We start from the raw sequence: 26,078 nt of genomic DNA on the forward strand, positions 1-26,078 counted from the left end.
GCCGGCGCGCTCAGCGGGCGCGCCGACGTCGACGCCGACCGCCCCGACCCTTCCCGCCCCGTCGCCGCTCGGCGCGCCGGGCGGCGACGGCGGCCTCCTTGGCCTGCTGGGCCGCGAGCTGGCGGCGCCCGGCCCGCGTGAGCTCCTTGCGGGCCTTGCGGGCCACCTTCTCGGCGTCGTCGGCCTGGCGCTCCAGGCGTCGGCCCTGCTTCTTGGCCGCCTTCGCCCGCTCGTCAGCCTCGGCTCGCGTCGTCGTCTCGTTGGTGATGGTGATGGTCTCGCCCGGCGCGATCGGCTCGCGCAGCAGGATCTCGTCCTCCTTCCCGGCGAGGGATCGCACGCGTTGAAGCCCCCAGGCCCCGACGCCCACGGCCACCCAGGTGCCACCCTTGCCCCGCAGACCCTCGGAGAGCGCGATCCGCTGGACGCGCGCGACGAGCTTCCACACGCCGGTGGGGCTGGGGGTGACCTTCCGGGGCACGATCAGATCCTGCGCGTCGGCCCTAGAACCGACGCACCTCGACGATGGTGGTCTTCCGCTTGCCCCGCCGCTTGCCGAGGATGAAGACGATGACGATCGCCCCCACGGCCAGGGCGGCGCCGACGGCGAGAGCCATGCCCTTGGCCGACTCGGCGGTCTCGTCGACCTCGCCCTGGATCTCCCGGAGCTTGGCCTCGATGTCGTCGCGGCTGATCTTCTCGTCGGCTGGTGGCATCAGAGGGGTTCCCTGGGGGTCGGGGCGGGCGGAGACGCGGGCGCCGGGGTCACGCCTTGACCTGGCGGGCCGACATGGCCCGCCTGGTGAGCAGGAGGACGACGGTGGCCACCACGAGGGTGATCAGGTAGGGCACGAAGCTCCACCGACCGTCCAGGGCGGTGGAGCCCTCGGCCTGCGCCACGCGGAGGACCACGACGACCAGCTCGATGACCCCGATGCCGACGAGGACCGAGCCGATGAGACCCCACTTGGCGAAGGAGACGAGGCCCTTCAGCGGGTCGACCGTCTCCTGCTTGGCGTAGTCGCGGACGAGCCCCCAGACCTCGGTCGCGCTCTCCTTGGGGCCACGATCGCGGTCGGCCGTCGCTCGCTTGGGGTTCGCCACTGATGTCTCCATGTGTCGGTCTCGCAGCGGGGCTGCGAGTGAGGCCGGCCGGTCCCCGAGCAGGTCTTCCTACCTGGCCCGGGGGGACGGTGCAAGCACCGACCACCGGCGTCGCTCTTCCCCGGTCCGGGAGGTCGACACCATCTTCCCGCCTCCCCGTCAGCCCATCGCCAGGCGCGCCGTGAGCAGCTCGATGGCCTCGCCGAGCAGGACCGCCTCCTCGGTGAGGCGCATGGCCGTGCCCGGTGCCGCCAGCAGGGCCTGGCGGTCATGGGGACCGATCGGGGCCAGCGCCGCGATCTGGTGGCTGGCGGCCTCGTGCTCGTCGGTGACCTCGACGGTGCTGGGCGGGGACGGCTCGCCCAGCTCGGCCTGGAGCGCGAGCGACCGGCGCAGCAGGGCCAATGCGTCGGTGCGCAGGGCGTCGACGTCGACGTCGACGTCGACGTCGACGTCGGGCGCCGCCGGCTCGTCGGGCCAGTCCTCGACCTCGGCCCGGGGGTAGGGGGCGTCGTCGAGCCAGCGCTGGACGCGGATCCGCTGGGTGCCCACGGCTTGGATGGCGAAGCGTCCGTCGGGGAGCTCGGCGGCCTCGACCATGCGGGCGACGGTCCCGACGATGGTGCGGACCTCTCCCCCGCCGACCTCGCTGCCCCTCTCGATGAGCACGACCCCGAACTCCGGCGTGCCGTCGAGGCAGTCGCGCACCAGGCGGCGGTAGCGGTGCTCGAAGACGTGGAGACCCAGCACCATCGACGGCACCAGCACCGAGCCCAGCGGGAACATGGGCAGGTCCCGGGTGCCCTCGGCGAGCGGCTCCGGGACCGGGTCGTCGTCGGGATCGGTCGGGAGCTCGTCGCCGGCGGGCATCAGGGCGTGCCTTCTGCGGCACGGGTGAGGAACCGGCGGCGCCGCCACAGGTGCTCGAGCGCCCGCACCGCCCGGTCGGCGGTCGGGTAGCAGACCCGACCGGTGGCCCGGACGGTGGCCGGGCCCGGGTTCTCCGGGTCGGCGACGGCGAGCTCGGTCGCGCTGAGGATCGGCTTGCCGGTGGCGTCGCTGATGTCGGCCGCAGCCTGGGCGAAGCGGGCGTCCTGGCGCTCGTGGTAGTCGACGATCCGACCGAGGCCGTGAGCCGGGTGGAACGGGCCCCGGCGCATCAGACGCCCCTGGTTGGCCTGGATCCCCAGTCCGAGGTAGATCAGCGCGTCGACGTCGGGGTGGGCGGCGATCAGCTCCATCACCTCCGGGATGGTGTCACGGGTCTCGCCCCCGGCGAGATCGACGGGGTTGCTCCGACTCCAGCGCGGCGGCAGCTTTTCGTCGATCGCCGCCCGCAACTCCTCGGCCAGGTCCGCCAGGGTGAGCTCCGAGCGGTGGATCGCATCCGCGCAGACCACGCCCCAGCCTCCGGCGGTGGTCATGACGACCGTGCGCGGCCCCTGGGGCAGGGGCTGGGTGGCGAAGGTGGCGGCGGCCTCGAAGGCATCCTCGACGCTGGTCGCGCGCGTCGCGCCGGCCTGGCGGCAGGCCCCGTCGAACACGCGGTCGTCGGTGGCCAACGAACCGGTGTGGCTCGCCGCCGCGGACTGACCGCCGGCGGTGGCGCCCCCCTTCAGCAGCACGAGGGGCTTGCGGGCGGCGACGGTGCGGATGCGTTCGAAGAAGGCCCGGCCGTCGGGCACGCCCTCGACGTAGGCGAGGCTCACCGCCGTCTCGGGGTCGACGGCGAAGTGCTCGAGGTAGTCACCGACATTGACCGCCGCCGCGTTGCCGGCGCTGACGGCCCGACTGATGCCGATGCCGGTGGCCACCGCGAGGTTCTCGAAGCTGGAGACGAAGTTGCCCGACTGGCTGGCCACCCCGATGCGCCCCGCCGGGGGGTAGGGGGCGACGATCTGGGCGCAGAGCGCGGCGGGCGTCGACACCACGCCCTGGCCGTTGGGTCCGGCGAGCAGAACGCCGAGCTCATCGCACAGGGCGACCAGCGCCGCTTGGGCCGCCTCGCCGTCGGGGCCGGCCTCGCCGTAGCCGGCGGAGGTGACGAACGCGGCCCGGACGCCCTTGGCCGCCGCCGCCCGGATCAGCTCGCGGTTGGCCGCCGCCGGGGTGCACATGAAGATGAGATCGGCCTTGCCATCGGGGATCTCGGCGATGTCGGGCACCGTCTGTACACCGAGGACCTCGGCCCCGTCGCGGTTCGTGGCGAACACCTTCCCCTCATAGCCGCAGGCCAGGATGTTGTGGAGGGTGACGAACCCGAACTTCCCGGGGTGCGTCGAGGCCCCGGCCACGATGACGCCGCGGGGCTCGAAGAGGGCCCGGAACTGCTCGGCGGTCGGCGCCGGGCGGCCACCCGTTCGGCCCGGTCCGGCCTCGTCTGCGGGTTCGGCGTCGGGTGCGGCGTCCGCCCGCTCGACGAGGGCGTCTACGGCGATGGGTCGACCGTCGACGACGATCAGCGGGTTGAGGTCGATCGACGCGATGGACGGGTCGGCTTCGACCGCCGCGGAGAGCCCCATCAACACGTCGACGAGGGCGTCGCGCTCGACAGCGGGCTCACCCCGGAACGGGCCCAACAGCGCCTGGGTCGCGAGCCCGTCGATCATGTCCTCGGCATCGGCGCGCGAGAGGGGCACGAGGCGCACCACCGCGTCGCCGACGGCCTCGGCCAGGATGCCGCCGACGCCGAGGAGCACCGTCGGGCCGAACTGTGGATCGCGGGACACCCCGGCGATGAGCTCCCGGTTGCCCCGCACCATGGGCGCCACCAGCAACGAGACATCGCCGTCGGCGGGCGTGACCGCGGCGAGCAGGTCGGCGGCTGCGGCGCGCACCGCGCTGTCGTCGCCCAGCCCGAGGCGGACCAGGCCGCGCTCGGTCTTGTGGGCGATGGCGTCGCCGCACAGCTTCACGACCACGGGCAGACCGAGCTCGGCGGCCGCCGCGACCGCGTCGTCGGCGGTGGGCACCTCCCGCTCGGGCAGCAGCGGCACACCGTGGCCGGCGAGCAGGCGCTTGGACGCCGCCTCCGACAGGGTGTGGGTGAGGGCCGGGGAGGGGGCGGGCACGGCGGCGGACCTTACCGTCGCCCCGCCCGACCCCGGCGGCCGGACCGTGCGCTCAGGCGTCCTCGGCGGGCACCAGGGCGGTGCGGAACAGGTCGAGCAGGTGCTGGAGGCGGGCCTCGAGGACCTCGTCGGAGAAGGGGTCGCGATCGAGCAGGCCCAGCAGGAACGGGCCGTCGGAGAAGTAGGTGAGGATCGCCCCGTAGCCCGAGAGCACGAGGTGCTCGGGGTCGTGCTGGCGGAAGCGGCCGGCGTCCATCTCCCGCTGGAAGTAGGCCACCGCCCGCTCGAAGTGGGGACGCAGCACCTTGCCGAGGTCGATGGGCAGGTGGCGACCGCCCTCGAGGGCCTCACGCCGGGCCATGCGGACGAAGTCGGGGTTCTCCTGGAAGAAGTGGAAGCCGGCGGTGATGACGTGGTCGACCTTGTTCCAACCCTCGTTCGAGGGCTCCTCGACCGCCTGTTCGACCCGCGACGACCACTGCCCCATGACGCCGAGGAAGACCTCGGCGTAGATGGCTTCCTTCGACGGGAAGTGGTGGAGGATGCTCGGGCGACGGATGCCGACGCCGGCGGCGATGTCGTTGAGCGACGTGCCGTCGAAGCCCTTCTCGGCGAAGCACCGGCGCGCCTCGGACAAGATGGCATCCCGCGTCGAGCCCACCACGTCTGCCACCACCGCATGGTACCGGCCCAACCCTCGCCCCCCGGCCGGCCCCCCACCCGATCGAGCCCTCACCCGAACCGGTCGCGATCGCCGTCGCTCCCGCGACGGTTTCCGCGACCAGTTCGAGCCGCCCCCGAACCGGTGGCGACCGGTACTGTCCGGGCCGTGACGGTGCTGGCGGGGTCGCGAGTGGTCACGCCGATGGGCGTGCTCTCCCCCGGGCTGGTCGAGATGGATGGCGGCCGGGTCACCTCCGTCGTGCCCACCACCGGACTGGTGCCGGATCGGATCCTCGCCCCCGGCCTCATCGACCTACAGGTCAACGGGATCGACGACGTCGACGTGGCCACCGCCGACGCCGCCGGCTGGGAGCGGCTCGACCACCTGTTGGCCGCCCAGGGGACGACCACCTGGCTCCCGACGCTCGTCACCGCACCCCTAGGCGCGTACCCGGACCGCATCGAGGCCATCGCCACCGCCGCCGGCCGCCCCGGGGCCCGGCCCCACATCGCCGGGGTGCACCTGGAGGGCCCCTTCCTCGGGTCCCGGCCCGGCGCTCACCCGCCGCAGCTGGTCCGGCCGCCCGACGCCGAGTGGATCGCCGGCCTGCCCGCCATCGTCAAGCTCGTGACGCTGGGCGCCGAGGGGCCCGGGGCCCTCGACGGCATCCGGGCCGTCGTGGCCCGGCGCGGCCTCGCGGCGGTCGGCCACTCCGATGCCACCCTCGTCCAAGCGACGGCGGCCATCGACGCCGGGGCCCGGCTGGCGACCCACGGCTTCAACGCCATGTCGGGCCTCCACCACCGTGAGCCCGGCCTGGTCGGCGCGTTCCTCACCGACGACCGCGTGGCGGTGTCGCTCGTGGCCGACGGCATCCACGTCCACCCTGCGGCGCTCGATGTCGCCTTCCGGTGCAAGCCCGACGGCCGCATCGCGCTCGTCACCGACGCCGTCGCCTGGCGCACCGGCCGGGCCGACGAGATCGGTCTGGTCCACGACGGATCGGCGCCACGCCTCGCCGATGGCACCATCGCCGGCAGCAGCCTCACCATGGACGCCGCCGTCGCCTTCGTCGTCGGGCGGGTGGGGGTGTCGCTGGAGCGGGCAGTGCGGGCGGCGTCGGCGACCCCCGCCGCCCTGCTGGGCCTCCACGACCGCGGTGCCCTGGCCTCGGGCCGGCGGGCCGACGTCGTGGCCCTCGACCCCCACACCCTCCGCTGCACCGAGACCTGGATCGGCGGCACCCAGGTCCAAGGCTGAACCCCGTCCCACCCCGCCCCGCCCCCCATCTCCCGCCCCGCTGGTCTTCTCGCGCTGTCCGACAGCCTCCGCGCCCCCGCGCAGCCCCGTCACGGCCATTGGGTCGGTCGACCGCGAAGCGGGGCCTACGGTGGGCCCATGGACATCGTCGCCGCCGTCTTCATCGAGGAGATGGAGATGCGCTCGGTCCCCGGGCCCTCCACGCGCATCGACATCACCGGCGTGCACTTCTCGTTCGCCGCGCCCTCTCCGGTGCCGCTGACCGTCGAGCCGCACCTGCTCGTGCTGGTCCGGTGCCGGTCCGACGAGGCCGGGCAGGGCGCCCTCGAGGTGATCTACCGCCGAGTCGACACCCAGATCGCCCGCAACGTCCAACCGCTGCAGGTCGAGCCGGGCAAGTTCAACTACCGCCTGGTGCGGGCCCAGCTCGACTTCACCGACTACGACACCGTGGAGGCCCACTGCCGCCTCGACCAGGGCCCGGTCACCGTGGTGCCGCTCACCCTGCTGCCGCCGTCGGGCTGAGCCCACCCGTGTCCTTCGCCGCCGCCCTCTCCGAGCACCCGTCGCCACCCGAAGCCATCGGGGAGGTCGTGGGCGCCGTGCTCGACCGCCTCGGGCCCGAGCCCGACCTGGCGGTGCTGTTCGTCTCGCCCGCTCTCGCCGGGATCGCCTCGGACCTGGCCGCCACGGTCCGCGCCACCCTCGCCCCGCGGACGTTGATCGGCGCCACCGCGTCGACGGTCATCGGCGGGCCCCGGGAGGTCGAGCACGGCCCGGCCGTCTCGCTCTGGGCCGGGCGCACGGGTCCCGTGGTCCCCGTGCGCCTGGCCGCTCGTCCCGTCGATGGCGGCCTCTCGATCGCGGGCGTCCCCGCCGGGGTCGGAGAGGGGGGTGACCGGACCCTCCTCCTGCTCGCCGACCCGTTCTCCCTGCCCCTCGAGGCCCTGCTCGAAGCCATGGCCGACGACGTTCCCGAGCTCACCGTCGTGGGCGGGCTGGCCTCGGCCGCCCGCGGCCCCGGCGGCAACCGCCTGCTCCTCGACGACGAGGTCCACCGCGACGGCGCTGTCGGAGTGCTGCTCCCTCGCGGCGTGGAGATCACCCCGCTGGTGTCTCAGGGCTGCCGTCCCGTCGGTGAACCGATGATCGTCACCGAGGTCGACGGTCCCCTCGTCCTCGGCCTCGCCGGCCAACCCGCCCTCGACCGCCTGCTCGCCCTGCGCGACGCCATCGGAGAGGAGGATCGCAGCCTGTTCGAGATGGGCCCCCAGGTCGGCGTGGTCGTCGACGAGGGCCTCGCCACCTTCGGCACCGGCGACTTCCTCATCCGCACCGTCGTCGGGGTCGATCCCGACCGTGGCGGCGTCGTCATCGGTGACCGGGTCGAGGTGGGCACCACCATCCAGTTCCACGTGCGCGACGCGGCCAGCGCGGATGACGAGCTCCGCCGCCTGCTGGCCGACGTGGCCGACGTGGCCGACGTCGCCGACGAGGATGCCCCCGGCCGGGAGCGGGGGGCTCTGGTCTTCACCTGCAACGGGCGTGGCTACCCGTTCTTCGGCGTCCCCGACCACGACGCCGAGCTGGTCTCCGAGCTGGTCGGCCCAGCGGTGGCCGGCATGGCCTGTGCCGGCGAGATCGGACCGATCGGCGCCCGCAGCCACCTCCACGGCTTCACCGCCTCGATCCTGCTCTTCCGCACCTGCCCCTGACCTCGTCGGGGCCTGTGCCCGACGAGCGGCCCGGCCGCCCTGACTACAGCCCTGTAGCCTTGGGGCCGTGTCGGCGACGGTCCCGGACGACGGCGCAGGGAGCGCCCGGCTCGCGTACCGGCGCTGGGGTGACCGCTCGGGTCCCGCGATCGTGCTGCTGCACTCGCTGGGTGAGAGCTCGACCACCTGGGAGCGGGTTGCCGCCGCACTGGCTCCGTGCCGATCGGTGTACGCCTTCGACCTGCGTGGTCACGGTGCGAGCCCACACATGCCGCAGTACTCGTTGGAGCTCATGAGAGACGACCTGCTGGACGCACTCGACGAGCTGGGTCTGGTGGACGCGTGTCTCGTCGGGCACTCGCTCGGCGGGATGGTCGCCTACCTCGCGGCCGGACAGCAGTCGGCGGCCATCGGGCGGCTCGTCCTCGAGGAGGCTCCGCCGCCCCGCCGGCCAACGCCCGCACGCGAGGTGCCCGAAGAGCCCGCCGCCGACCTGCCGTTCGACTGGGATGTCGTTCCCGCAATCTACGCCCAGCGCAACGAGCCTGACCCTCGGTGGTGGGATGCGCTCGCCAGCATCTCGATCCCGACGCTCGTGATCGCCGGAGGCGCAAAGAGCCACGTCGACCAGCAGCAGCTGGCCGAGATGGCAGACCAGTTTGCGAACGGCCACCTCGTCACCATCGACGGCGGTCATGGCGTGCACACGGACAGGCCTGAGGCATTCGTCGAGGCGATCGCCGCCTTCCTCGGCCTATGACGGCACTCGTGCCGGCGCCGCGACCGAGAGAAGCTCAGGCCAGGTCGTCGGGGTGGACGTCGAGGGCGGCCAAGGCCCGCTCGAGCGCGACGCAGCCCATGTTGGTGCGGTCGTAGTCGGTGTCGTGGGGGAACAGCTCGGAGTCCTTGAGCAGCTCGGTCAGGCGCACCATCACGATGGCGAAGCCCACCCCGGCCTGGATCTCGGCCCAGCGGTGCTGGTGGGCCGAGCGCCCGGTGGCGGCCTCCCACCGCGCCGTGGTCTCGGGGTACGAGGGCAGCCCCGGCAGGCGGGGCACGTCGAGTCCGGCCGAGAGGGTGTGATCCATCCACGTGAACCAGCCCAGGTCCTGCACCGGGTCACCGACGTGGACCATCTCCCAGTCGAGCACCGCGGCCACGTGGACGGTGGCGGGCGAGTCCCGGCCGTCGAAGAGCTGGTTGCCGATCCGGCTGTCGCCCCAGCACAGGGCCGGGTCCGCGATGTCGGGCGGCTGGTTCTCCCGCAGCCACGCCAGCCCCGCCTCGGGGACCGCCTGGCGCACCTCCGGTGAGGCCCAGCGCAACATGGCGGCCCACTCCTCGACCCGGGCCCCGAGCCGGCTGCCCCCCTCGGGGCACGGGTCGAGGTCGGCCAGGCCGTGGCCCTTCCAGTCCACCTGGTGCACGGCGGCCATGGCGTCGAGGCCGCGCTCCCACACGGCGCGCTGGAGCTCCGGGGACCCGTCCTTCAGCCAGCCCTCGGTGGGGTACGGCGGGTTGTCGGTGGGGGCCTCCCCATCGACGCGGTCCATCACCATGAACGGCGCCCCGAGCACCGAGGCGTCCTCCTCGTACCACCGCAGCCGCGGCACCCGCAGGCCGCGCTGATCGCCCAGGGCCGACATCACCCGGTGCTGCACCTCGAAGAGGTCGTGGGGGAACACGGCGTGGGACGTGGGCTGCACGCGGAACACCAACCGGTGCTCGGCGACGCCGTCACCCTCGTCCCAGGTGGCGTCGACGAGGATCGTCTCGTTGCTGAAGCCGGTGGCCGCCGGGCCCGACGGTGGGGCGACCGACACCTCGCCGTCGACGCGCCCGCCGATCCACCCGGCCAGGACGGCGCGGGTGACCTCGGGGTCGCGGGGGCTCGGGAGCGCCATCGTCGGTGCTCAGACCTCGGCCCGGTGGGCGACGGTCTGGGTCTCCAGGTACGCCTCGAGCCCCTCGGGGCCCAGCTCGCGGCCGAGTCCCGAGGCCTTGCACCCCCCGAACGGCGAGCCCATGTCCATGGTGAAGGTGTTGACGTTGATCGTGCCGGTGCGGATCCGGCGGGCCACGTCCGCCGCGGCCTCGGAGTCGGCACCCCACACCGAGCCCGACAGCCCGTAGTCGGAGTCGTTCGCGATGCGCACCGCGTCCTCGACGTCGTCGAAGGGGATCACCGAGAGCACGGGCCCGAAGATCTCCTCCTGGGCGATGCGCATGTCGTTGGTGACATCGGCGAACACGGTGGGCTCGACGAACCAGCCCCGGTCGAGCCCGGCCGGGCGACCGCCGCCGACGGTGACCCGGGCGCCCTGCTCGCGCCCCGACGCGATGAGGCCCTCGACCCGGTCGCGCTGCCGTTCGGCCACCAGTGGACCGACCTCGGTCCCGGGGTCGAGGGCGTCGCCGACCTTCATGGCCCCGGTGGCCTCGGTCACGGCCTCGACGACCTCGGCGTAGCGCTCGCGCCCGGCCAGGATGCGGGTCTGGGCCACGCACGCCTGACCGTTGTTCATGAGCCCGTTGGGCACGATGCCGGCGACCGCGGTGGCGATGTCGGCGTCGTCGAGGACGATGGCGGCCGACTTCCCGCCCAGCTCGAGGGTGACGGGGCGCAGCAGACCGCCGCAGAGGGCCCCGATGTGGCGACCGACGGCCGTCGATCCGGTGAAGGACACCTTGTCGACCCCCGGGTGGGTCACGAGGTGCTCACCCACCTCGCGCCCGGCGGCGACGATGTTGACGACGCCGGGCGGCAGGCCGGCGTCGCTCAGCATCTGGGCCAGCACGTAGGCGTCGAGCGGCGACTCGGGGGCGGGCTTGAGCACCATCGTGCACCCGGCGACGAGGGCGGGGGCCAGCTTCAGCATGGAGATGAAGAGGGGCACGTTCCACGGGATGATCCCGGCTGCGACCCCGACGGGCACCCGGCGCACCTCCGAGGGGCCCATCATCCCGGCGCGCACGTCAGTGAAGGCGTAGGAGTCGGCGAGGGCCACGTACTGGTCCGCGACCATGGTCGCGGCGAAGACCTGGCCCATGACCGACCAGGAGACCGGCGACCCGTTCTCGGTGGAGATCAGCTCGGCCAGTCCCTGATGTCGGCGGTGATGGCGCCGGAGGTGGCGGCGAGGACCTCGGCCCGCTCCTTGGGGCTCATGCGGGGCCAGGGTCCGTGGTCGAAGGCGTCACGGGCCGCGGCCACCGCGGCGTCGATGTCGGCCGTCGTCCCGTCGGGCACCCGTCCGGCCAGCGCCTCGGTGGAGGGGTTGACGACGTCGATCACGTCGCCGCCGGTCGGGGCGACCCAGTCACCGCCGATGAACAGGCGGTCGTGGACGGGGAAGTCGGGCATCGCAGGCGCTCCTGGTCAGGTGTCCAGCGCAGCGTAGGGCGAAACCTGACGGCCCGTCAGGACACCGGCCCCGAGGCGCTGGCCACCGGATCGCAGGACTCCCGGCTCCCGGCGGTGCGGGAGTCCGTCGGCGGAGTGGGTCCACCACCCGCTCACTAGTGTGCGGGGCGTGACCGACCACGAGCTCGAGACGCGCGCCATCAACGTGATCCGTGGCCTGTCCATGGACATGCCCCTCCACGCCGACAGCGGTCACCAGGGCACCGCCATGGCCCTGGCCCCGCTGGCCCACGTGCTCTGGACCCGGGTGATGAAGTACGACGCGGCGTCGCCCCAGTGGGTCGACCGCGACCGCTTCGTGCTCTCCTGCGGCCACGCCTCGGTGCTGCAGTACTCGATGCTGCACCTCACCGGCTACGGGCTGAGCCTGGATGACCTCAAGGGTTTCCGCCAGTGGGCCTCGGCGACCCCGGGGCACCCCGAGGTGCACCACACCGCCGGGGTCGAGGTCACCACCGGCCCCCTCGGCCAGGGACTGGCCAACGCCGTCGGGATGGCCCTCGCCGAGCGGTGGCTGCGCGCCACCTACGGCCCCGAGGTCGTCGACCACCACACCTGGGTGATCGCGTCGGACGGCGACCTCCAGGAGGGCATCAGCCATGAGGCGGCCTCGCTCGCCGGCCACCTCGGGCTGGGGCGACTGGTCGCCGTCTACGACGACAACCACATCTCGATCGACGGCCGCACCGAGCTCTCCTTCTCCGACGACTCCCCGGCCCGCTTCCGGGCCTACGGCTGGGAGGTCATCGAGCTGGGCGAGGTGGCGAACGACCTCGACGCGCTCGAGGCCGGTCTGCTCGCCGGCAAGGTGGACGAGACCCGGCCCACGTTGCTCGTGCTGCGCAGCCACGTCGCCTACCCGTCGCCCACCTTCACCGACGACCCGAAGGCCCACGGCAACCCCCTCGACGCCGAGGAGGTGGCCCGGACCAAGGAGGTCATGGGCCTGCCCGCGGATGAGATGTTCCACATACCCGACGAGGTGCTGGAGCTCTACCGCGAGGCGGGGACCCGGGGCCAGGCCGCCCACGCCGAGTGGCAGCAGCGCTTCGACGACTGGGACGGCGACAAGACCGCCTGGGCCGCGGCCCAGGCCGCCACCGGCATCGACGAGTGGGCCGCCGCCCTCCCGACCTACGAGGTCGGCACCAAAATCGCGACCCGCGTGGCCAGCGGGGAGTGCTTCGGGGCCCTCCTCGACGCCGTGCCCGGCCTCATCGGCGGCGGCGCCGACCTCTCGGGCAACACCGGCACCGCCATCACCGACGTGGGCGTCCAGTCGCGGGACGATCCCGGCGGCCGCCAGATCTACTTCGGCGTCCGCGAGCACGGTATGGCCGCGGTGATGAACGGCATGGGCGTCCACGGCGGCACCCTCCCCGTCGGCGGCACGTTCCTGCAGTTCAGCGACTACTGCCGCCCGGCGGTCCGCCTGGCGGCGGTGAGCGAGGCCAAGGTCGTGTTCTCCTTCACCCACGACTCGGTGGGCTTGGGCCAGGACGGCCCCACCCACCAGCCCGTCGAGCACCTCATGGCCCTGCGCACCATCCCGGGGTTGCGGGTGATCCGCCCCGCGGATGCCAACGAGACCGCCGCGGCCTGGGCCGTGGCCGTCGCCGGCACCGGCCCCACCGCCCTGGCCCTGTCGCGCCAAGGCCTGCCGGTGCTCGCCGGCACCGACCCCGACGGCGTGTTCCGCGGCGCCTACGTGCTCTCCGACGACGTCGAGGACCCCGATCTGGTGCTGATCGGCACCGGCAGCGAGGTCTGGGTCTGCGCCGAGGCCGCGGAGCTGCTCCGGGCCGACGGCCTCTCGGTGCGGGTGGTGTCCATGCCCTCCTGGGACCTCTTCGCGGCCGAGGACTTCGACTACCAGGACTTCGTCCTGCCCGCCGGCATCCCCACCCTCGCGGTGGAGGCGGGCGTGTCGCTCGGCTGGGACCGCTGGGCCGACGCCAGCGTCAGCATCGACCGCTTCGGCGTCTCGGCGCCCGGTGACGAGGTCCTGGCCCGGTTCGGGTTCACACCCGAGAACGTGGTCGAGCGCGGTCGCGAGCTGCTCGCCGACCTGGACGGCCCCGCCGACGCCTGATCCGTACTCGGCCCCCGGCCCCGACCCGCCCGGGTCTCGGCCCGACCACAGCCTGACCCCACCACAGCCCGACCCCACCCGGAGGTCCCGATGACCCGCCTGCACGACCTCTATGACCAGCAGGGCCAGAGCCCGTGGCTCGACAACCTGCGCCGCAGCTTTCTCGATCACGGCGAGCTGGCGGCGTGGGTGCGTCGGGGGGTGCGGGGGGTGACCTCGAACCCGTCGATCTTCCAGAAGGCCATCGCCGGCTCCGACGACTACGACGACCAGTTCCGCGCGTGCCTCGACGCCGGGATGTCGGTCGAGGACACCTACTGGGAACTCGTCGTGTCCGACATCGAGGGCGCCCTGGCGGTGCTGCGTCCGGTGTACGACGCCAGCGACGGCGGCGACGGCTACGTGTCGGTCGAGGTGGCGCCCAGCCTGGCCCGCGACACCGAGGGCACCACCACCGCGGCGCGCGACCTGCACCAGCGCATCGACGAGCCCAACCTGTACGTGAAGATCCCGGGCACCACCGAGGGTCTCCCCGCGATCCAGCGCATGATCGCCGAGGGCCGCAGCATCAACGTCACGCTGCTCTTCAGCCTGCACCGCTACGGCGATGTGATCGAAGCCCACCAGGCCGGGCTCGAGGAGCTGGTGGCCTCGGGGGCCTCGTCCGAGGCGATCGCCGGTGTCTCGTCGGTGGCGTCGTTCTTCGTCAGCCGCGTCGACGCTGAGGTCGACCGTCGCCTCGACGCCGTCGGCACCGACGAGGCCGTCGCCCTGAAGGGCCGCGCCGCGGTCGCCAACGCCCGGCGCGCCTACGCCCTCTTCCTCGAGCGCTACTCGGGTCCTCGGTGGGAGGCCCTGGCCGCCGCCGGGGCCAAGGTCCAGCGGCCCCTGTGGGCCTCGACGTCGACCAAGGACCCCGCCTACCCCGACATCCTCTACGTCGACACGCTGATCGGCCCCGACACCGTCAACACCCTTCCCGACGCCACCCTCGAGGCCTTCGCCGACCACGGCACCGTGGCTCGCACCGTGGACACCGAGGACGCCGATGCCATCGAGTCCCTCGCGCGCCTCGCAGCGGTGGGCGTTCCGCTCGACGACGTCACCGACCTGCTCGAGAAGGAGGGCGTCAACGCCTTCGAGGCGTCCTACGACGACCTGCTCGGCACCCTCGGGGAGAAGGCGGCCGCCCTGCGCCCGGATGCAGGCCCTTCGTGAGCGCCGCCGGGCGGTCTGCGACCACGGTCGGGGTGACAGCGACCGCGGGAGCATCGTGAGCCTCGAGGGCCTCACGGTGGTCGACGACGTCCCCGGCGCCTTCACCGACCGAGTGGTCGAGGCGTTCGGGGCTCGCGCCGATGATGCCTTCTCCCTCGCCCTCTCCGGCGGTGGCACGGCCCGCCGCTGCTACGAGCGCCTCGCCGCCGACGCCCTCACCCGGATCGACTGGTGGAAGGTCGACGTGTACTGGGGCGACGAGCGCTGCGTGCCCCACGACCACGAGGGCTCCAACTACCTCCTGGCCCGCGAGGCGCTGCTCGACCGGGTCGGCGCCGCCAACGCCACCCACCTGATGCGCTGCGCCGAGGTCGACGCCTACCAGCTGCGGGTCGGGGACCTGGGCCGCTTCGACGTGATCCACCTCGGACTCGGCGCGGACGGACACACCGCGTCGCTCTTCGCCGGGTCCGAGGCCCTGGAGGCCGACCCTGGCCGCCTGGTGACCCTGAACGACGACCCCTCGGGTGACAACCCCTACACCCGCATGACCCTCACCTTCGCCGGCATCGCCCGGGCCCGCCTGGTGCTCGTCACCGTTGCCGGCGAGGAGAAGGCCGAGGCCCTCGCGGCCGTCGCCCGGGGCGACGACACCCCGGGCGCGCGCATCGAGGGCGAACGGGTCATCTGGCTGGTCGACCCCGCAGCGGCGTCACTGCTCCCCGCCGAACCCACGGGCACCTGATCAGTCACTGCGCGTCGTTGGGTCGACCGCCACAGGCCGGACGCCACCCGCGCCCTTGCTGATCCGGAGGGCTCTCCGGGGCTGGCTCCCCGCCCCTCGGTGCGAGGCCGAGGGCAGCGCAGTCGGCGAGCGCGAGGGACGCCGCCGCTCGCCGGTAACCTGCGCGGGTGACCGCGGACCTCACCGCCCTGGCGACCTCCGAGCTCCTGGCCCGCGCCGGCGAGGCACGTGACGCTGCCTTCGGTCGGCGGGTGACGTTCTCGCCCAAGGTGTTCATCCCGCTCACCATGTTGTGCCGCGACCGCTGCGGGTACTGCACCTTCGCCCAGCCCCCGGCCCGGCTGTCCTCGCCGTACCTCGAGCTCGATGACGTGCTCGTCCTCGCCCGTCGGGGTGCGGCCGCCGGCTGCCACGAGGCGCTCTTCACCCTGGGCGAGGCGCCTGAGGAGCGCTACCCCGCGGCGCGGGCCTGGCTGGACGATCGGGGCTACACGTCGACCACCGACTACCTCGTCGCCGCTTGTCGGGCGGTCCTCGACGACTCGGGTCTGCTCCCCCACGCCAACCCCGGTGCACTGCCCAAGGACGAGCTGGCCCGCCTCCGCGAGGTGAGCCCCAGCCAGGGGATGATGGTCGAGACGCTCCGCGCTGACCTGCTCGCCCACCGGGGCGCGCCCGACAAGCTGCCGGTGCGTCGGCTCGACACCCTCGAGTGGGCCGGTGAGCTGCACATCCCCTACACCACCGGCATCCTCTGCGGCATCGGTGAGGAGGAGGCCGACCGCGTCGCGGCGGTCGAGGCCATCGCCGCGGTGCACCGACGACACGGTCACGTGCAGGAGGTGATCGTGCAGAACTTCCTGCCCAAGCCGGGCACCGCGATGCACGGCCACCCGCCGTGCCCTCCCGATGATCACCTCCGGGCCATCGCCCTGGCCCGCCTGATCCTGCCGCCCGACGTGCACGTCCAGGCCCCGCCCAACCTGGCCGACGAGGTCGCCCCCCTGCTGGCCGCCGGCGTGTCGGACCTCGGCGGCGTCTCCCCCGTCACGATCGACCACGTCAACCCCGAGCGTCCGTGGCCGCACCTCGACGCCCTGCGCGACGCCACCGCGGCGGTCGGCCGCCAGCTGGCCCCCCGCCTCACCGCGCACCCTCGCTTCGTGGACGACCCCGACACCTGGATCGACCCCGGCCTGCACTTCGCGGTCATGGACCGCGCCGATGCGGAGGGGCTCGGACGCGACGACCCCGGGGCGGCCTTCCCCAACAAGGTGGGCGAGGTGCGCAACGTGGGCGACGGGGCCGAGGTCCTCCTCGTCGGCCGTCGCTCGACGGCCTGGTACTCCGGCGCCGATGTGACCCCCGCGACCCTTGTCCCGGGGCCGTCGGCACCGATCGGCGGGGCGGTGCGCGAGGTCCTCGACGGGGTGGCCGCCGGCGAGCAGGTCGGTCACGACGAGATCGTCACCCTCTTCTCCGCCCGCGGCCGGGAGGTCAACGCGGTGGCGGAGGTGGCCGACGCACTGCGGGCCGCCGCCGTCGGCGACGTGGTCACCTACGTCCGCAACCGGAACATCAACTACACGAACGTCTGCACCTTCAAGTGTCGGTTCTGCGGGTTCTCCAAGGGGCCGCGCTCGCTCAACCTGCGCGGCACCCCCTACCTGCTGACCCTCGACGACATCGCCGGCCGGGTGAGCGAGGCGTGGGACCTCGGGGCCACCGAGGTGTGCCTCCAGGGCGGCATCCACCCGAGCTTCGACGGCGACTACTACATCGACGTCACCCGGGCGGTGAAGGAAGCGGCGCCCGACATCCACGTCCACGGCTTCACCGCCCTCGAGGTCACCGAGGGGGCCAAGCGCCTCGGTGAGCCCCTGGCGGTCTACCTGCAGCGGCTCATGGTCGCCGGCCTGCGCACCCTGCCGGGCACCGCTGCGGAGATCCTCGACGACGACGTCCGTCAGATCCTCTGCCCCGACAAGATCGACACCGAGGAGTGGCTCGACGCCCACCGCACCGCCCACCAGGTCGGGCTGCGGTCGAACATCACCATCATGTTCGGGGCCGTCGAGAGCCCCGACAGCTGGGCCCGCCACATCGTGGCCACCCGCGACCTGCAGGCCGAGACCGGCGGGTTCACCGAGTTCGTGCCCCTGCCGTACGTCCACATGGCGGCGCCGCTCTACCTCCAGCAACGGTCCCGTCGTGGCCCGACGTTCCGCGAGGTGGTGCTCATGCACGCCGTCGCCCGCATCGCGTACGACGGCCTGGTGCCCAACATCCAGGCGTCCTGGGTGAAGCTGGGCGCCGGCGGGGTCCAGCAGCTGCTGCGCTCGGGCGTCAACGACCTCGGCGGCACCCTCATGGACGAGAGCATCTCGCGGGCCGCCGGCGCCTCCCACGGCCAGGGCATGGACACCGACGGCTTCGGGGCCATCGTGGAACCCCTAGGCCGCACCCTCGAGCAGCGCACCACCCTCTACGAGCGGGTCGCGCCTGAGCCTGAACCCGCCACGGGCTAAACCGCGTCGCTCGAACCCGCAACAGGCTGAGCCGCAGCGGGCGGCTGCGTCGATTCTGGGCGCAGGATTCGGCCTGTAGCCCGGATCTGGCCTCCACAGGGTTGCAGGGTTTCATCAGCGAAGCGCTCTTCAGGCCCATCGGGTGGGAGCAACCGGCCATCTGGGATCCCATCGCTGGTGACACGAGGCGGCGGACGGCTGGATCAGGCTGCACATCAACTACACCTCGAATCGACGGGCGGCGCTGGCGGCGCTGGCGGCGCTCCTGCAGTCTGATGACTCGAATGGCACGCGAGCGGCGGCGGCGGTAGCCCGCCGATCGCGTGACGAGCTCGAGCACGCGGTGGTCGACTACGGCCGTTGCGCGGCGGCATTTTGCGGACGAAGCCACCCCCACGGCGTCGCCACTGACCTCAGTCGTCCGTCCCGCTGTCGGCGCAGGCGCTCGACCACGGCGGCGGGTTCCTGCTGGCTGCGGCCGTAGCCGAGGCGTTGGCGGCCCGTCGCGCGGCGTCGATCCACGCCGCCTTCCTCCTCGGAGCCGCCAACGTGTTGCGATCCCTGTCTGAGGGCATGCCCACCGCGCTCTCGATCGCGCCGGGTCGGCTCGGCCGCCTCCTGACCCCGGCGGCGAGCTGATCGGACCTTGCCCCTCGTGCGACTACCGCCCGGTCCGCCACCCGGACAAGTTCTGGTCTGCGCATGCGAGTGCTACGGCCGCGACGGCGCCGAGCGAGGCTCACCGAGCACGCGTTCATCGAGTCATGGCCGCGAGCAGAGCGTGGAGCGCTTCGGCCGGAGAGGGAAGGATCGCTCCCCGGGTCGTCGAGGCGAGCTCGATGTAGCCGTGATCGAATGCCCACATCGCCGTCGCCAGCTGCCGCGGGTCGACATCGCCGACCAAGCCTGCTTCGACGACCCCACGGCAGCCATCGACGCACAGCTCGAACGCTTCGAGTCCGTATCGCAGCGCCTCGTCGCCGACGTCGCCACCGAAGAGCAGCCGGTAGTGGCCTGCGTGAGCGAGCGCGTGGCGAGAAGAGGTAGTGGGCGTCGACACGCTGCAAGCACTCAGGCCAATCCGCGACCCGTAAGGCAGAATCGCTGCTCACCCACATCCGGTTCCGGAACGGCTCCGCGAACATCGGGCGGGGTGCGGAACGTGGCCCTCAGCACGGTGAACGACGGTGACGTGCGAGGCTGGCCCGGCCATGGCCCCCGATCCGCTGCCCGAGCCGCCCGAGCCCCTGACCCCTCTCGGCACCGCACCGGTGGCCCGCGCCCTCGGCGGTGATCTCGACCCGGCGGTGGAGGACGCCATCGCCGAGCTGATCGGGGTCATCGACGCCCCCGCCGACGGCGACCTGATCCGGGACGTCATCCGCACCGCCGCCCGCCTCGGCCGCGACGACACCGAGCGCCTCGACCTCAAGATCGTGCGGGCCGCGGTGGCCGAGATGCGCGATGCCTTCGCCGTGTTCGCGCCCTACCGCGACATCCCCAAGGTCACGATCTTCGGTTCCGCCCGCACTGCCGCCGGTGGGCCCCTCTACGACCAGGCCCGCCGCACCGCGGCCGAGATGGCCGACGCCGGGTGGATGGTCGTCACCGGGGCCGGTCCCGGGATCATGCAGGCCGGCATGGAGGGTGCCGGGCGCGACCGCTCCATCGGGGTGAACATCCGCCTGCCCTTCGAACAGGACGCCAACGAGGTCATCACCGGTGACCCCAAGCTCGTCACCATGAAGTACTTCTTCACCCGCAAGCTCATGTTGATCAAGGAGTCCGCCGGTTTCGTGGCCCTCCCCGGCGGGTTCGGCACCCTGGATGAGACCCTCGAGCTGCTGACCCTGCAGCAGACGGGCAAGGCGGTGCCCGCCCCGGTGATCCTGCTCGACGAGCCCGGCGGCCAGTACTGGCACGGCTGGGCCCGCTTCGTCGAGGAGCACCTCGTCGAAGGTGGCTACGTCGACGCCGGTGACATCGACCTGACCGACCGCACCGACGACGTCGCCACCGCCTGTTCGCTGGTCACCGGCTTCTACCGTCGTTACCACTCGACCCGCTGGGTCGGCACCCGGCTGGTGATCCGCACCCTCACCCCGGTGAGCGACGAGGACCTGACCGACCTCAACGATCGCTTCGCCCACCTCTGCACCGAGGGCCGCATCGATCGGGCCGAACCCTTCGCGCCCGAGAGGGCCGACGACGACCACCTCGACCTACCCCGCCTGGCGTGCACGTTCAACGTGTTCAAGATGGCCGGCCTCCACCACCTCGTCCGCGCCATCAACGCCACCGCTCCGGCCTGAGATCCGGTCCAGCAGCTCGAGGAGCGCGACGCCCGGCGGTTCATCGGCTGCTCGACCGTCCCATGTGCGTGCTGCAAGCCACGAGCTTCTCGATCGGGGCACGCGCGATGCGGTCACAGGCGATGTCGAAGGCGCCGAACGGCCCGAGCGCGGGTGCCATCGAGCTCGCGCGCGCGCTCTCTCGCTGAGGCAAGGTTGCTCACATGGCTGATCTCCTCGCTCTCTCGTCGGGCATCATCGACTCGGGGGACGTCGACACCCCGACCAACCGGGTCACCCAGGAGCTGTCGGAGGTGGGCGACGGCATCGCGGTGGTCGAGTCGTTCAGCCACTCCGTCGCCCTGCGCACCGACGACGGCCTGGTCGTGTTCGACGCCAGCAGCCCGTTCACCGGTGCGGCGGTGGTCGACGCCCTCCGAGCCTGGTCCACCGACCCGGTCGACTCGCTCGTCTACACCCACGGACACCTCGACCACGTAGGCGGCTCGCCCGCCTTCGTCGCCGACGCCGAGGGCCGGGGCGACAAGCGGCCCCGGTTCATCGCCCACGATGCCGTGCCCGCCCGCTTCGCCCGCTACCGCGACACCGACGGCTACAACTCGCACATCAACAACCGGCAGTTCGGGGGCATCGGGGCCACCAAGCTCCGCATCGGCGGCGATCGGGCGCACCACTTCCTCCCCGACGACACCGCCGCACCCGACGTCACCTACGAGACCCACCTGGCCCTGAACGTCGGCGGCACCGACATCGAGCTGCACCACGGCCGAGGCGAGACCGACGACCACACCTGGTCCTGGATCCCGTCGCACCGGGCCATCGCCTGCGGCGACTTCCTCATCTGGAACTACCCCAACGCCGGCAACCCCCAGAAGGTCCAGCGCTACCCCGCCGAGTGGGCGGCCTGCCTCCGCCAGATGGCCGCGCTCGAGCCCGAGCTGCTCCTGCCCGCCCACGGGCTCCCCATCGAGGGCAAGGAGCGCATCGCCCGAGTGTTCGACGATGTCGCCACCACCCTCGAAGACCTGGTGGCCCGCGTCGTCGGTCTCATGAACGACGGCGTCACGCTCGACGAGATCGTCCACTCCGTTCACGTCCCCGACGAGACGCTGGCCAAGCCCTACCTGCGCCCCATGTACGACGAGCCCGAGTTCGTGGTCCGCAACATCTGGCGCCTCTACGGCGGCTGGTGGGACGGTAACCCTGCCCGCCTCAAGCCCGCTCCCGACAGCGCGATCGCCAACGAGGTCGCCACTCTGGCCGGCGGCGCCGCCGTCCTCGCCCGACGGGCCACGGAGACCGCGGAGGCCGGTGGCCTGCGCCTGGCCTGCCAGCTCGTCGAGTGGGCCGGCGACGCCGCCCCCGACGACCGCGACATCCACGCCGTCCGCCAGCAGCTCTACGAACGCCGCCGCACGGCCGAGACCTCCCTCATGGCCAAGGGCATCTTCGCCGCCGCCGCCCGAGACTCCGCCCCCATCGTCGACGGCTGAGCGGCGGACTCGGACCGACGCCGGTGCGAGGAGACGCACCGCGGTGACCGGGACGGCTCGACGGTGGCCTGGTTCGACCGCAGGCCCGGTGGCACCGGGGCTCAAGCCGCTCAGCCGGCGTCGTCGGGTTCGTCGAGGAGGTGGACGGCCTTCTCCACCGCCCGGCGGGCGCGGGTGAGGCGCTTCTCGTCGACCGGGTACTCGGTGCCCCCGGCGTCGATGGACTCGCGCAGCCGGAGGATGGCCAGGTCGGCCAGCTCCTCGCCGATGCCCTCGAGTCGTTGGCGGATGTCGTCGAGCTCGCCGGCCATCGGACGATGCTCGCGCGTGGGCCAGCCCGACGCGACCGTGGTCCCCGAGCCTGGCCACGGGCCGCGGTAGCGCGATGTCCACCTCCGCCCGCCCGACGAGGCACACTCGTCGGATGCACGCCGTGGCCCTCACCGCGCTCAAGGGAGGGGTGGGCAAGACCAGCACGACCGTGAACCTCGCCGCCCTCGCCGCCGCCGCCGGCCACCGGACCCTCATCTGGGACATCGATCCCCAGGCGGGGGCCACCTCGTGCCTGGGCGTCAAGCCCAAGCTGCGGGGCGGCGCCCAGCGCCTGCTCGGCACCGACCGGGACCACACCGGCTCGATCCGCCCGTCGGGGCTCCCGCGCCTCGACGTCCTGCCCGGCGACGTGAGCCTGCGGGAAGCCGACGTGATCGTGAGCGGCAACCGCAAGCCCCGCCGATCGCTCAAGCGGGTGCTGGCGGCGGTGTCCCGCGACTACGACGTGGTGCTCGTCGACTGCCCGCCGGGCATCGGGCCCGCCACCGAGGTGCTCGTGCGCTCGGTCGACCTGCTGCTGGTGCCGGTCGTGCCCGCCCCACTCGACCTGAGGGCCCTCGACCGCTTCAGCGACGTCCTCGGCGATCTGGGTGCCCCGCCTGAGCTGCTGGCCCCGTTCCTGTCCCTCGTCGACCGCCGCAAGCCGCTCCACCGGCGCCTGATGGACGAGGTCCGCACCAACCGGAGCTTTCTCGGTGCTGCCGTGCCGGTGTCATCTGCGGTAGAGCGGATGCCGCTCGAACAGATCCCGACGGTTGTCGCCGCCCCTCGGTCGCTCGCGTCGATCGCGATGCGCGAGCTGTGGGCCGAGGTCGCCGAGCGCCTCGACCTCCCCCACCCCTGACGGTCACCGCCCCTGCGCCGAAGACACCGCCGTCACCGCCGCGAGCCGCACCGGAGCGACCTACGAGGCCGCCCCATCAGGCCCCGCAACCCGAGACTGCCACCCTGGTGCGCCCGTGAGCCCCACGGGGGCGGCGAGGTCGACAGAAGGTAGTGGGCGAAGAACCCGTCGTCGGAGTAGCTCACGTCGCGGATCTCGAAGCCGGTCTGGAGGATCATCGGCTCCAGGAGCCAGGTGAACGTGGAGTGCTCGTCCCTGACGTGTTCCTCCAGATCGCCACGCGTCCAATCGCCATCGCCGTCCGAGGCCAACGTGGCACACCACCGCTCGATGCGGTCCTCGGCCTCATCGACTCCGAAGTGGTACACGACGTCCCAGAGGCGAAGGAGCCCCCGAGGCCCGAGCATGCGCCGGATGCGGCCGAGGGCGACGGCCTTCCAGAAGTCCGGGAGGTGGTGCAGCGCAAGGCGCGAGTAGACGAAGTCGGGCGGCTCGCCGTCGTGCTCGTAGGTCAGGAAGCCGCCCTGGACGATCTCCAGCGGCACCGAGTGACTTCGAGCCTTGTCCCGGAGCAGGCTGAGCATGACGGGCGAGGGGTCGACGGCGACGACGCGCCGGCACACCTCGGCCGCGGCCAGCGCGAACTGACCGGTGCCGGCGCCGAGGTCGACGACGGTCGAACCTGGGGTCAACCCCACCGACTGGAGCAGACGCACCTCGGCCTCCGCGTCAGCGTCCTCCTTCTCGTCGTAGCGCGAGACGTGTTGCTCGTCCAGGTTCTCGCGGCCGATGCCGGCCATCTCGTCCAGCCGCCAACCACGCTTCTGGCCCGGTGCAGCTGACGTCACACAGGCATCCTCGCGAACGAGGGAGGTCGCGACCAGCGCGGCCCCGGATCCTCCGATACCGCAGCCGGGGTGCCGTCGCCGCCATCGGGTTCGGAGGGCGAGCAGGGCACCGGTAGGGTCGACCGGTGGCCCGACGACGACCCCCCGAGGACCTCCACGAGTACGTGTCGTTCGACGATCCCGACGAGGACCGCACCTGGGTCTACGACATCACGTTCCTCACCAGCCCGTGGACCTGCATCTTCGGACGGGGGTGCCCGGGCGTGCTCGACGCGCCGGCGCCGGAGATGGTGCAGGGCTGCTGCTCCTACGGCGCCCACTTCACCGGAGCCGAGGACCGGGCCCACGTCGAGGCCATGGCCGAGCGCATGACCGACGACCAGTGGCAGTTCAAGAAGGTCGCCCGCAAGCGGGGTGGGCCGATCAAGGTGACCAAGGCCGGTGAGACGGTGTCGCGCCTCGTCGATGACGCATGCATCTTCCTCAACCGGCCCGGGTTCGCGAACGGCCCCGGCTGCTCGCTGCACCAGGCCGCGCTCGAGGCCGGCGACCGGTTCATGGACTGGAAGCCCGAGGTCTGCTGGCAGGTGCCGCTGCGCCGGGTGGATGAGACCGACCCCTACGGCCACGTCACCTCCACCCTCCGGGAGTGGAAGCGCCGTGACTGGGGCGAGGGCGGCCACGAGTTCCACTGGTGGTGCACCGCGGACGACGGCGCCTTCGAGGGTCACCAGCCGGTCTACGCCGAGATGCGCGACGAGATCATCGAGATGACCGGCCGGGTCCCGTTCGGTATGTTCGTCGACTACGTCGAGGCCCGGAGCGCCTCGACGTTCCTCCCCCACCCGGTCCTCCGCCGCCGCTGAGGACCCGTGGGCTCGTGGTTGACTGGCCGTCGGAAGCAGTCGATCGACGCCGCCGGGGACGACCACCCGTGGGACCGAATCAGCTGTCGAGGGCGGGCAGCACCAAGAGCGCTTCATCCTCGGACTCGGCGAAACGGGCGATGACATCGGCGCTGGAGCTCAGGAGCTCGGCGATGGCCACCGTCGAGCGATTGCCGACCCGAAGCCACAGTGCCCTGGGCGGAGGGCCGAGGAGGAAGGCGAGCTGGCGGAAGTCGGAGTCCTTGGAGACGATCATGTAGTCCGTGCTCCCCTGCGTAGAGCCAGATCTCGCGATGGGGAGCCTCTTCGAGGCCCACGGCGCCGACGTGGACGCTGTCGGGAAACAGCGTTGCCCAGTTCGCCCACGAGGCGCCGCGACAAGTTCTGGTCGAACAGCAGCCTCACGCAGGGGCGGCGAGCCGACGCTCCCGCACGGCCGCGAACTCGAGCGCGGCTCGGATGTGGGCCTCGGTCAGCTCGGGGAAGTCAGCCACGATCTCGTCGTGGGTCATGCCGCTCGCCAGGTATTCGAGCACGTCGTAGACCGCGATGCGCGTCCCGATGAAGCAGGGCTTGCCGCTGCGGACGCCCGGCCGCACATCGATCAACCCTGAGAGATCCATGCGTCGAGCGTACTCGGCGTCTACTCAGGTCCGACCTGCAGTGCGGGCTGTGAGTGGGACGCGGAGGGTCGGGCCCGAGGTGCCTCCACGTTCCTTCCCCATCCGGTCCTCGCCGCCGCTGAGGGCCGGTGGGCCGTGGTTGACTGGCCGGCGTGAAGCAGTCGATCGACGCCGCCTGGGACGACCACCCGTCCGGACCCGACGATCAGGAGGACACCCCACCGGTCTGGTGGATCCTCAACCTGGTCGACGACATCGAGGGCATCGACGACATCCGGGTGCAGGTGGTGCTCGAGGTCCCCGGCGCGAGCGAGCGCATCGCCGCCCACCTGGCCCCGGCCACCGCCCGCCGGCTCCGGGCCGCGCTGACCACCGCCCTGCGCACCGTCGGCGAGGACGACGCCTGAGCCCGACCCGACGGCCTCGTGGGTCAGCTCAGAGTTCGTCCGACCTTCACGTTCCGCACGCCGGCCGGCGTGCTCCACCATGTGTGCCACCGTGCCGTCGCGCCACCTGTCCCCGAAGGGCCGGGTCGGAACCCGGCCGTGGCGGTACATGGCGGGACGGGCCGACTACGGGCACGGACGGGCGTCGCGCCACATGGCCCACACCTCGGGCCAGGTGGCGGTGGGGTGGTAGTTCGCCATCACGGTGAACCCGAAGGACTCGTACCAGCTCGCGTTCTGAGCGGTGGCGGTGAACAGGAAGCACCCTCGTTCGTCGTGTTCGGCTCGGCGCAGCATCGAGGACACCAAGAGGGTCCCGATCCCCTTGCGACCGATTCCTGGCTGGGAGAGGTAGATGTCGGCGTCCGGGTGCTGTTCAAAATGGGCGGCCAGCTCGTCGGCGAGGGCGGCGACCTCGGCGTTGAGGGCGGCGATGATGGCGACCTGGCTGCGGGTGGTGGCGGCGAAGGC

The 26,078-nt window shown here is 72.5% G+C and carries 25 protein-coding genes and 2 pseudogenes; 13 read left to right on the forward strand and 14 right to left on the reverse strand.

The genetic code is table 11. The features are described from left to right. Positions 1 to 10: 10 nt before the first annotated feature. From VNL12_RS18335 to VNL12_RS18360, 6 genes are all read right to left on the reverse strand, one after another. Positions 11 to 481, reverse strand: a complete 471-nt coding sequence (locus VNL12_RS18335) for a hypothetical protein (protein WP_325596422.1) — start codon at positions 479 to 481, stop codon at positions 11 to 13. 22 nt (positions 482 to 503) lie between these two features. Further along, positions 504 to 716: a hypothetical protein gene (locus VNL12_RS18340; protein ID WP_325596424.1), complete on the reverse strand. Its 213-nt coding sequence runs from the start codon at positions 714 to 716 to the stop codon at positions 504 to 506. A gap of 49 nt (positions 717 to 765) precedes the next feature. After that, complete coding sequence (locus VNL12_RS18345; RefSeq protein ID WP_325596426.1) at positions 766 to 1,104, reverse strand: hypothetical protein; 339 nt, start codon at positions 1,102 to 1,104, stop codon at positions 766 to 768. A 159-nt stretch (positions 1,105 to 1,263) separates the two neighbouring features. Then, entirely contained in the window at positions 1,264 to 1,974 is a 711-nt protein-coding gene (locus VNL12_RS18350; protein ID WP_325596428.1) for an LON peptidase substrate-binding domain-containing protein, read from the reverse strand. Then, entirely contained in the window at positions 1,974 to 4,175 is a 2,202-nt protein-coding gene (locus VNL12_RS18355; RefSeq protein ID WP_325596430.1) for an acetate--CoA ligase family protein, read from the reverse strand. Before VNL12_RS18355 ends, VNL12_RS18350 begins: the two co-directional genes overlap by 1 nt. 52 nt (positions 4,176 to 4,227) lie before the next feature. After that, the gene (locus VNL12_RS18360; RefSeq protein ID WP_325596432.1) at positions 4,228 to 4,848 is read right to left on the reverse strand and encodes a TetR/AcrR family transcriptional regulator; all 621 of its coding nucleotides are present in this window, start codon (positions 4,846 to 4,848) and stop codon (positions 4,228 to 4,230) included. 156 nt (positions 4,849 to 5,004) lie between these two features. Between VNL12_RS18360 and VNL12_RS18365 the strand changes: the two genes are divergently transcribed. The 4 genes from VNL12_RS18365 to VNL12_RS18380 all read left to right on the forward strand — a co-directional run bounded on the left by VNL12_RS18365 (position 5,005) and on the right by VNL12_RS18380 (position 8,574). Next, positions 5,005 to 6,099 carry an N-acetylglucosamine-6-phosphate deacetylase gene (locus VNL12_RS18365; protein WP_325596434.1) on the forward strand — a complete coding sequence of 365 codons (1,095 nt, stop codon included), beginning with the start codon at positions 5,005 to 5,007 and terminating at the stop codon, positions 6,097 to 6,099. A 138-nt stretch (positions 6,100 to 6,237) separates the two neighbouring features. After that, entirely contained in the window at positions 6,238 to 6,624 is a 387-nt protein-coding gene (locus VNL12_RS18370; protein WP_325596436.1) for a hypothetical protein, read from the forward strand. An 8-nt stretch (positions 6,625 to 6,632) separates the two neighbouring features. Continuing rightward, entirely contained in the window at positions 6,633 to 7,814 is a 1,182-nt protein-coding gene (locus VNL12_RS18375; protein WP_325596438.1) for an FIST signal transduction protein, read from the forward strand. A gap of 67 nt (positions 7,815 to 7,881) precedes the next feature. Beyond that, a complete protein-coding gene (locus tag VNL12_RS18380) occupies positions 7,882 to 8,574 on the forward strand; it encodes an alpha/beta hydrolase (protein ID WP_325596440.1) in 693 nt (230 codons plus the stop codon). Positions 8,575 to 8,608: 34 nt separating this feature from the next. Here VNL12_RS18380 and VNL12_RS18385 read toward each other — a convergent pair whose 3' ends face one another. After that, the gene (locus VNL12_RS18385) at positions 8,609 to 9,718 is read right to left on the reverse strand and encodes a phosphotransferase family protein (RefSeq protein ID WP_325596441.1); all 1,110 of its coding nucleotides are present in this window, start codon (positions 9,716 to 9,718) and stop codon (positions 8,609 to 8,611) included. 9 nt (positions 9,719 to 9,727) lie between these two features. After that, positions 9,728 to 11,178 (reverse strand): annotated as a pseudogene (locus VNL12_RS18390) (aldehyde dehydrogenase). Between the two features lie 169 nt (positions 11,179 to 11,347). Here VNL12_RS18390 and tkt point away from each other — a divergent pair. From tkt to cofH, 4 genes are all read left to right on the forward strand, one after another. Further along, positions 11,348 to 13,330 carry a transketolase gene (tkt, locus tag VNL12_RS18400; protein WP_325596443.1) on the forward strand — a complete coding sequence of 661 codons (1,983 nt, stop codon included), beginning with the start codon at positions 11,348 to 11,350 and terminating at the stop codon, positions 13,328 to 13,330. Positions 13,331 to 13,420: 90 nt separating this feature from the next. Further along, a complete protein-coding gene (gene tal, locus VNL12_RS18405; RefSeq protein ID WP_325596445.1) occupies positions 13,421 to 14,548 on the forward strand; it encodes a transaldolase in 1,128 nt (375 codons plus the stop codon). A 55-nt stretch (positions 14,549 to 14,603) separates the two neighbouring features. Continuing rightward, complete coding sequence (gene pgl / locus VNL12_RS18410; protein ID WP_325596447.1) at positions 14,604 to 15,293, forward strand: 6-phosphogluconolactonase; 690 nt, start codon at positions 14,604 to 14,606, stop codon at positions 15,291 to 15,293. A 167-nt stretch (positions 15,294 to 15,460) separates the two neighbouring features. After that, positions 15,461 to 17,821: a 5-amino-6-(D-ribitylamino)uracil--L-tyrosine 4-hydroxyphenyl transferase CofH gene (gene cofH, locus VNL12_RS18415; protein WP_325596448.1), complete on the forward strand. Its 2,361-nt coding sequence runs from the start codon at positions 15,461 to 15,463 to the stop codon at positions 17,819 to 17,821. A gap of 754 nt (positions 17,822 to 18,575) precedes the next feature. On the opposite strand, the gene VNL12_RS18420 is transcribed toward cofH, so the two are convergent. Next, positions 18,576 to 18,881, reverse strand: a complete 306-nt coding sequence (locus VNL12_RS18420) for a TetR-like C-terminal domain-containing protein (RefSeq protein WP_325596450.1) — start codon at positions 18,879 to 18,881, stop codon at positions 18,576 to 18,578. Positions 18,882 to 19,032: 151 nt separating this feature from the next. Between VNL12_RS18420 and VNL12_RS18425 the strand changes: the two genes are divergently transcribed. Both VNL12_RS18425 and VNL12_RS18430 read left to right on the forward strand, forming a co-directional pair. After that, positions 19,033 to 20,133, forward strand: coding sequence for a TIGR00730 family Rossman fold protein (locus tag VNL12_RS18425; RefSeq protein ID WP_325596452.1), 1,101 nt, complete (start codon positions 19,033 to 19,035; stop codon positions 20,131 to 20,133). 203 nt (positions 20,134 to 20,336) lie between these two features. Next, positions 20,337 to 21,626 carry an alkyl sulfatase dimerization domain-containing protein gene (locus VNL12_RS18430; RefSeq protein ID WP_325596454.1) on the forward strand — a complete coding sequence of 430 codons (1,290 nt, stop codon included), beginning with the start codon at positions 20,337 to 20,339 and terminating at the stop codon, positions 21,624 to 21,626. A 110-nt stretch (positions 21,627 to 21,736) separates the two neighbouring features. On the opposite strand, the gene VNL12_RS18435 is transcribed toward VNL12_RS18430, so the two are convergent. Beyond that, a complete protein-coding gene (locus VNL12_RS18435) occupies positions 21,737 to 21,937 on the reverse strand; it encodes a hypothetical protein (protein WP_325596456.1) in 201 nt (66 codons plus the stop codon). A gap of 113 nt (positions 21,938 to 22,050) precedes the next feature. Here VNL12_RS18435 and VNL12_RS18440 point away from each other — a divergent pair, with 113 nt between their 5' ends. Beyond that, positions 22,051 to 22,803 (forward strand): ParA family protein, encoded by a 753-nt coding sequence (locus VNL12_RS18440; RefSeq protein WP_325596457.1) that lies wholly within the window; start codon positions 22,051 to 22,053, stop codon positions 22,801 to 22,803. A gap of 32 nt (positions 22,804 to 22,835) precedes the next feature. Here the strand turns inward: VNL12_RS18440 and VNL12_RS18445 are convergent, their stop codons facing one another. Next, positions 22,836 to 23,651 (reverse strand): class I SAM-dependent methyltransferase, encoded by an 816-nt coding sequence (locus tag VNL12_RS18445; RefSeq protein ID WP_325596459.1) that lies wholly within the window; start codon positions 23,649 to 23,651, stop codon positions 22,836 to 22,838. Between the two features lie 125 nt (positions 23,652 to 23,776). Here VNL12_RS18445 and VNL12_RS18450 point away from each other — a divergent pair, with 125 nt between their 5' ends. Continuing rightward, positions 23,777 to 24,517 carry a hypothetical protein gene (locus VNL12_RS18450; protein WP_325596461.1) on the forward strand — a complete coding sequence of 247 codons (741 nt, stop codon included), beginning with the start codon at positions 23,777 to 23,779 and terminating at the stop codon, positions 24,515 to 24,517. Positions 24,518 to 24,596: 79 nt separating this feature from the next. Here VNL12_RS18450 and VNL12_RS18455 read toward each other — a convergent pair whose 3' ends face one another. Both VNL12_RS18455 and VNL12_RS18460 read right to left on the reverse strand, forming a co-directional pair. Beyond that, complete coding sequence (locus tag VNL12_RS18455) at positions 24,597 to 24,794, reverse strand: DUF5615 family PIN-like protein (RefSeq protein WP_325596463.1); 198 nt, start codon at positions 24,792 to 24,794, stop codon at positions 24,597 to 24,599. A 145-nt stretch (positions 24,795 to 24,939) separates the two neighbouring features. Then, a complete protein-coding gene (locus tag VNL12_RS18460) occupies positions 24,940 to 25,161 on the reverse strand; it encodes a DUF433 domain-containing protein (protein ID WP_325596465.1) in 222 nt (73 codons plus the stop codon). A 152-nt stretch (positions 25,162 to 25,313) separates the two neighbouring features. Here VNL12_RS18460 and VNL12_RS18465 point away from each other — a divergent pair, with 152 nt between their 5' ends. Then, complete coding sequence (locus tag VNL12_RS18465) at positions 25,314 to 25,568, forward strand: hypothetical protein (protein WP_325596466.1); 255 nt, start codon at positions 25,314 to 25,316, stop codon at positions 25,566 to 25,568. Between the two features lie 369 nt (positions 25,569 to 25,937). On the opposite strand, the pseudogene VNL12_RS21365 reads toward VNL12_RS18465, so the two are convergent. Then, positions 25,938 to 26,078: pseudogene (locus VNL12_RS21365) on the reverse strand (IS110 family transposase); the annotation flags it as partial.

Source organism: Iamia sp., from assembly GCF_035575815.1.
Classification (GTDB): domain Bacteria; phylum Actinomycetota; class Acidimicrobiia; order Acidimicrobiales; family Iamiaceae; genus Iamia.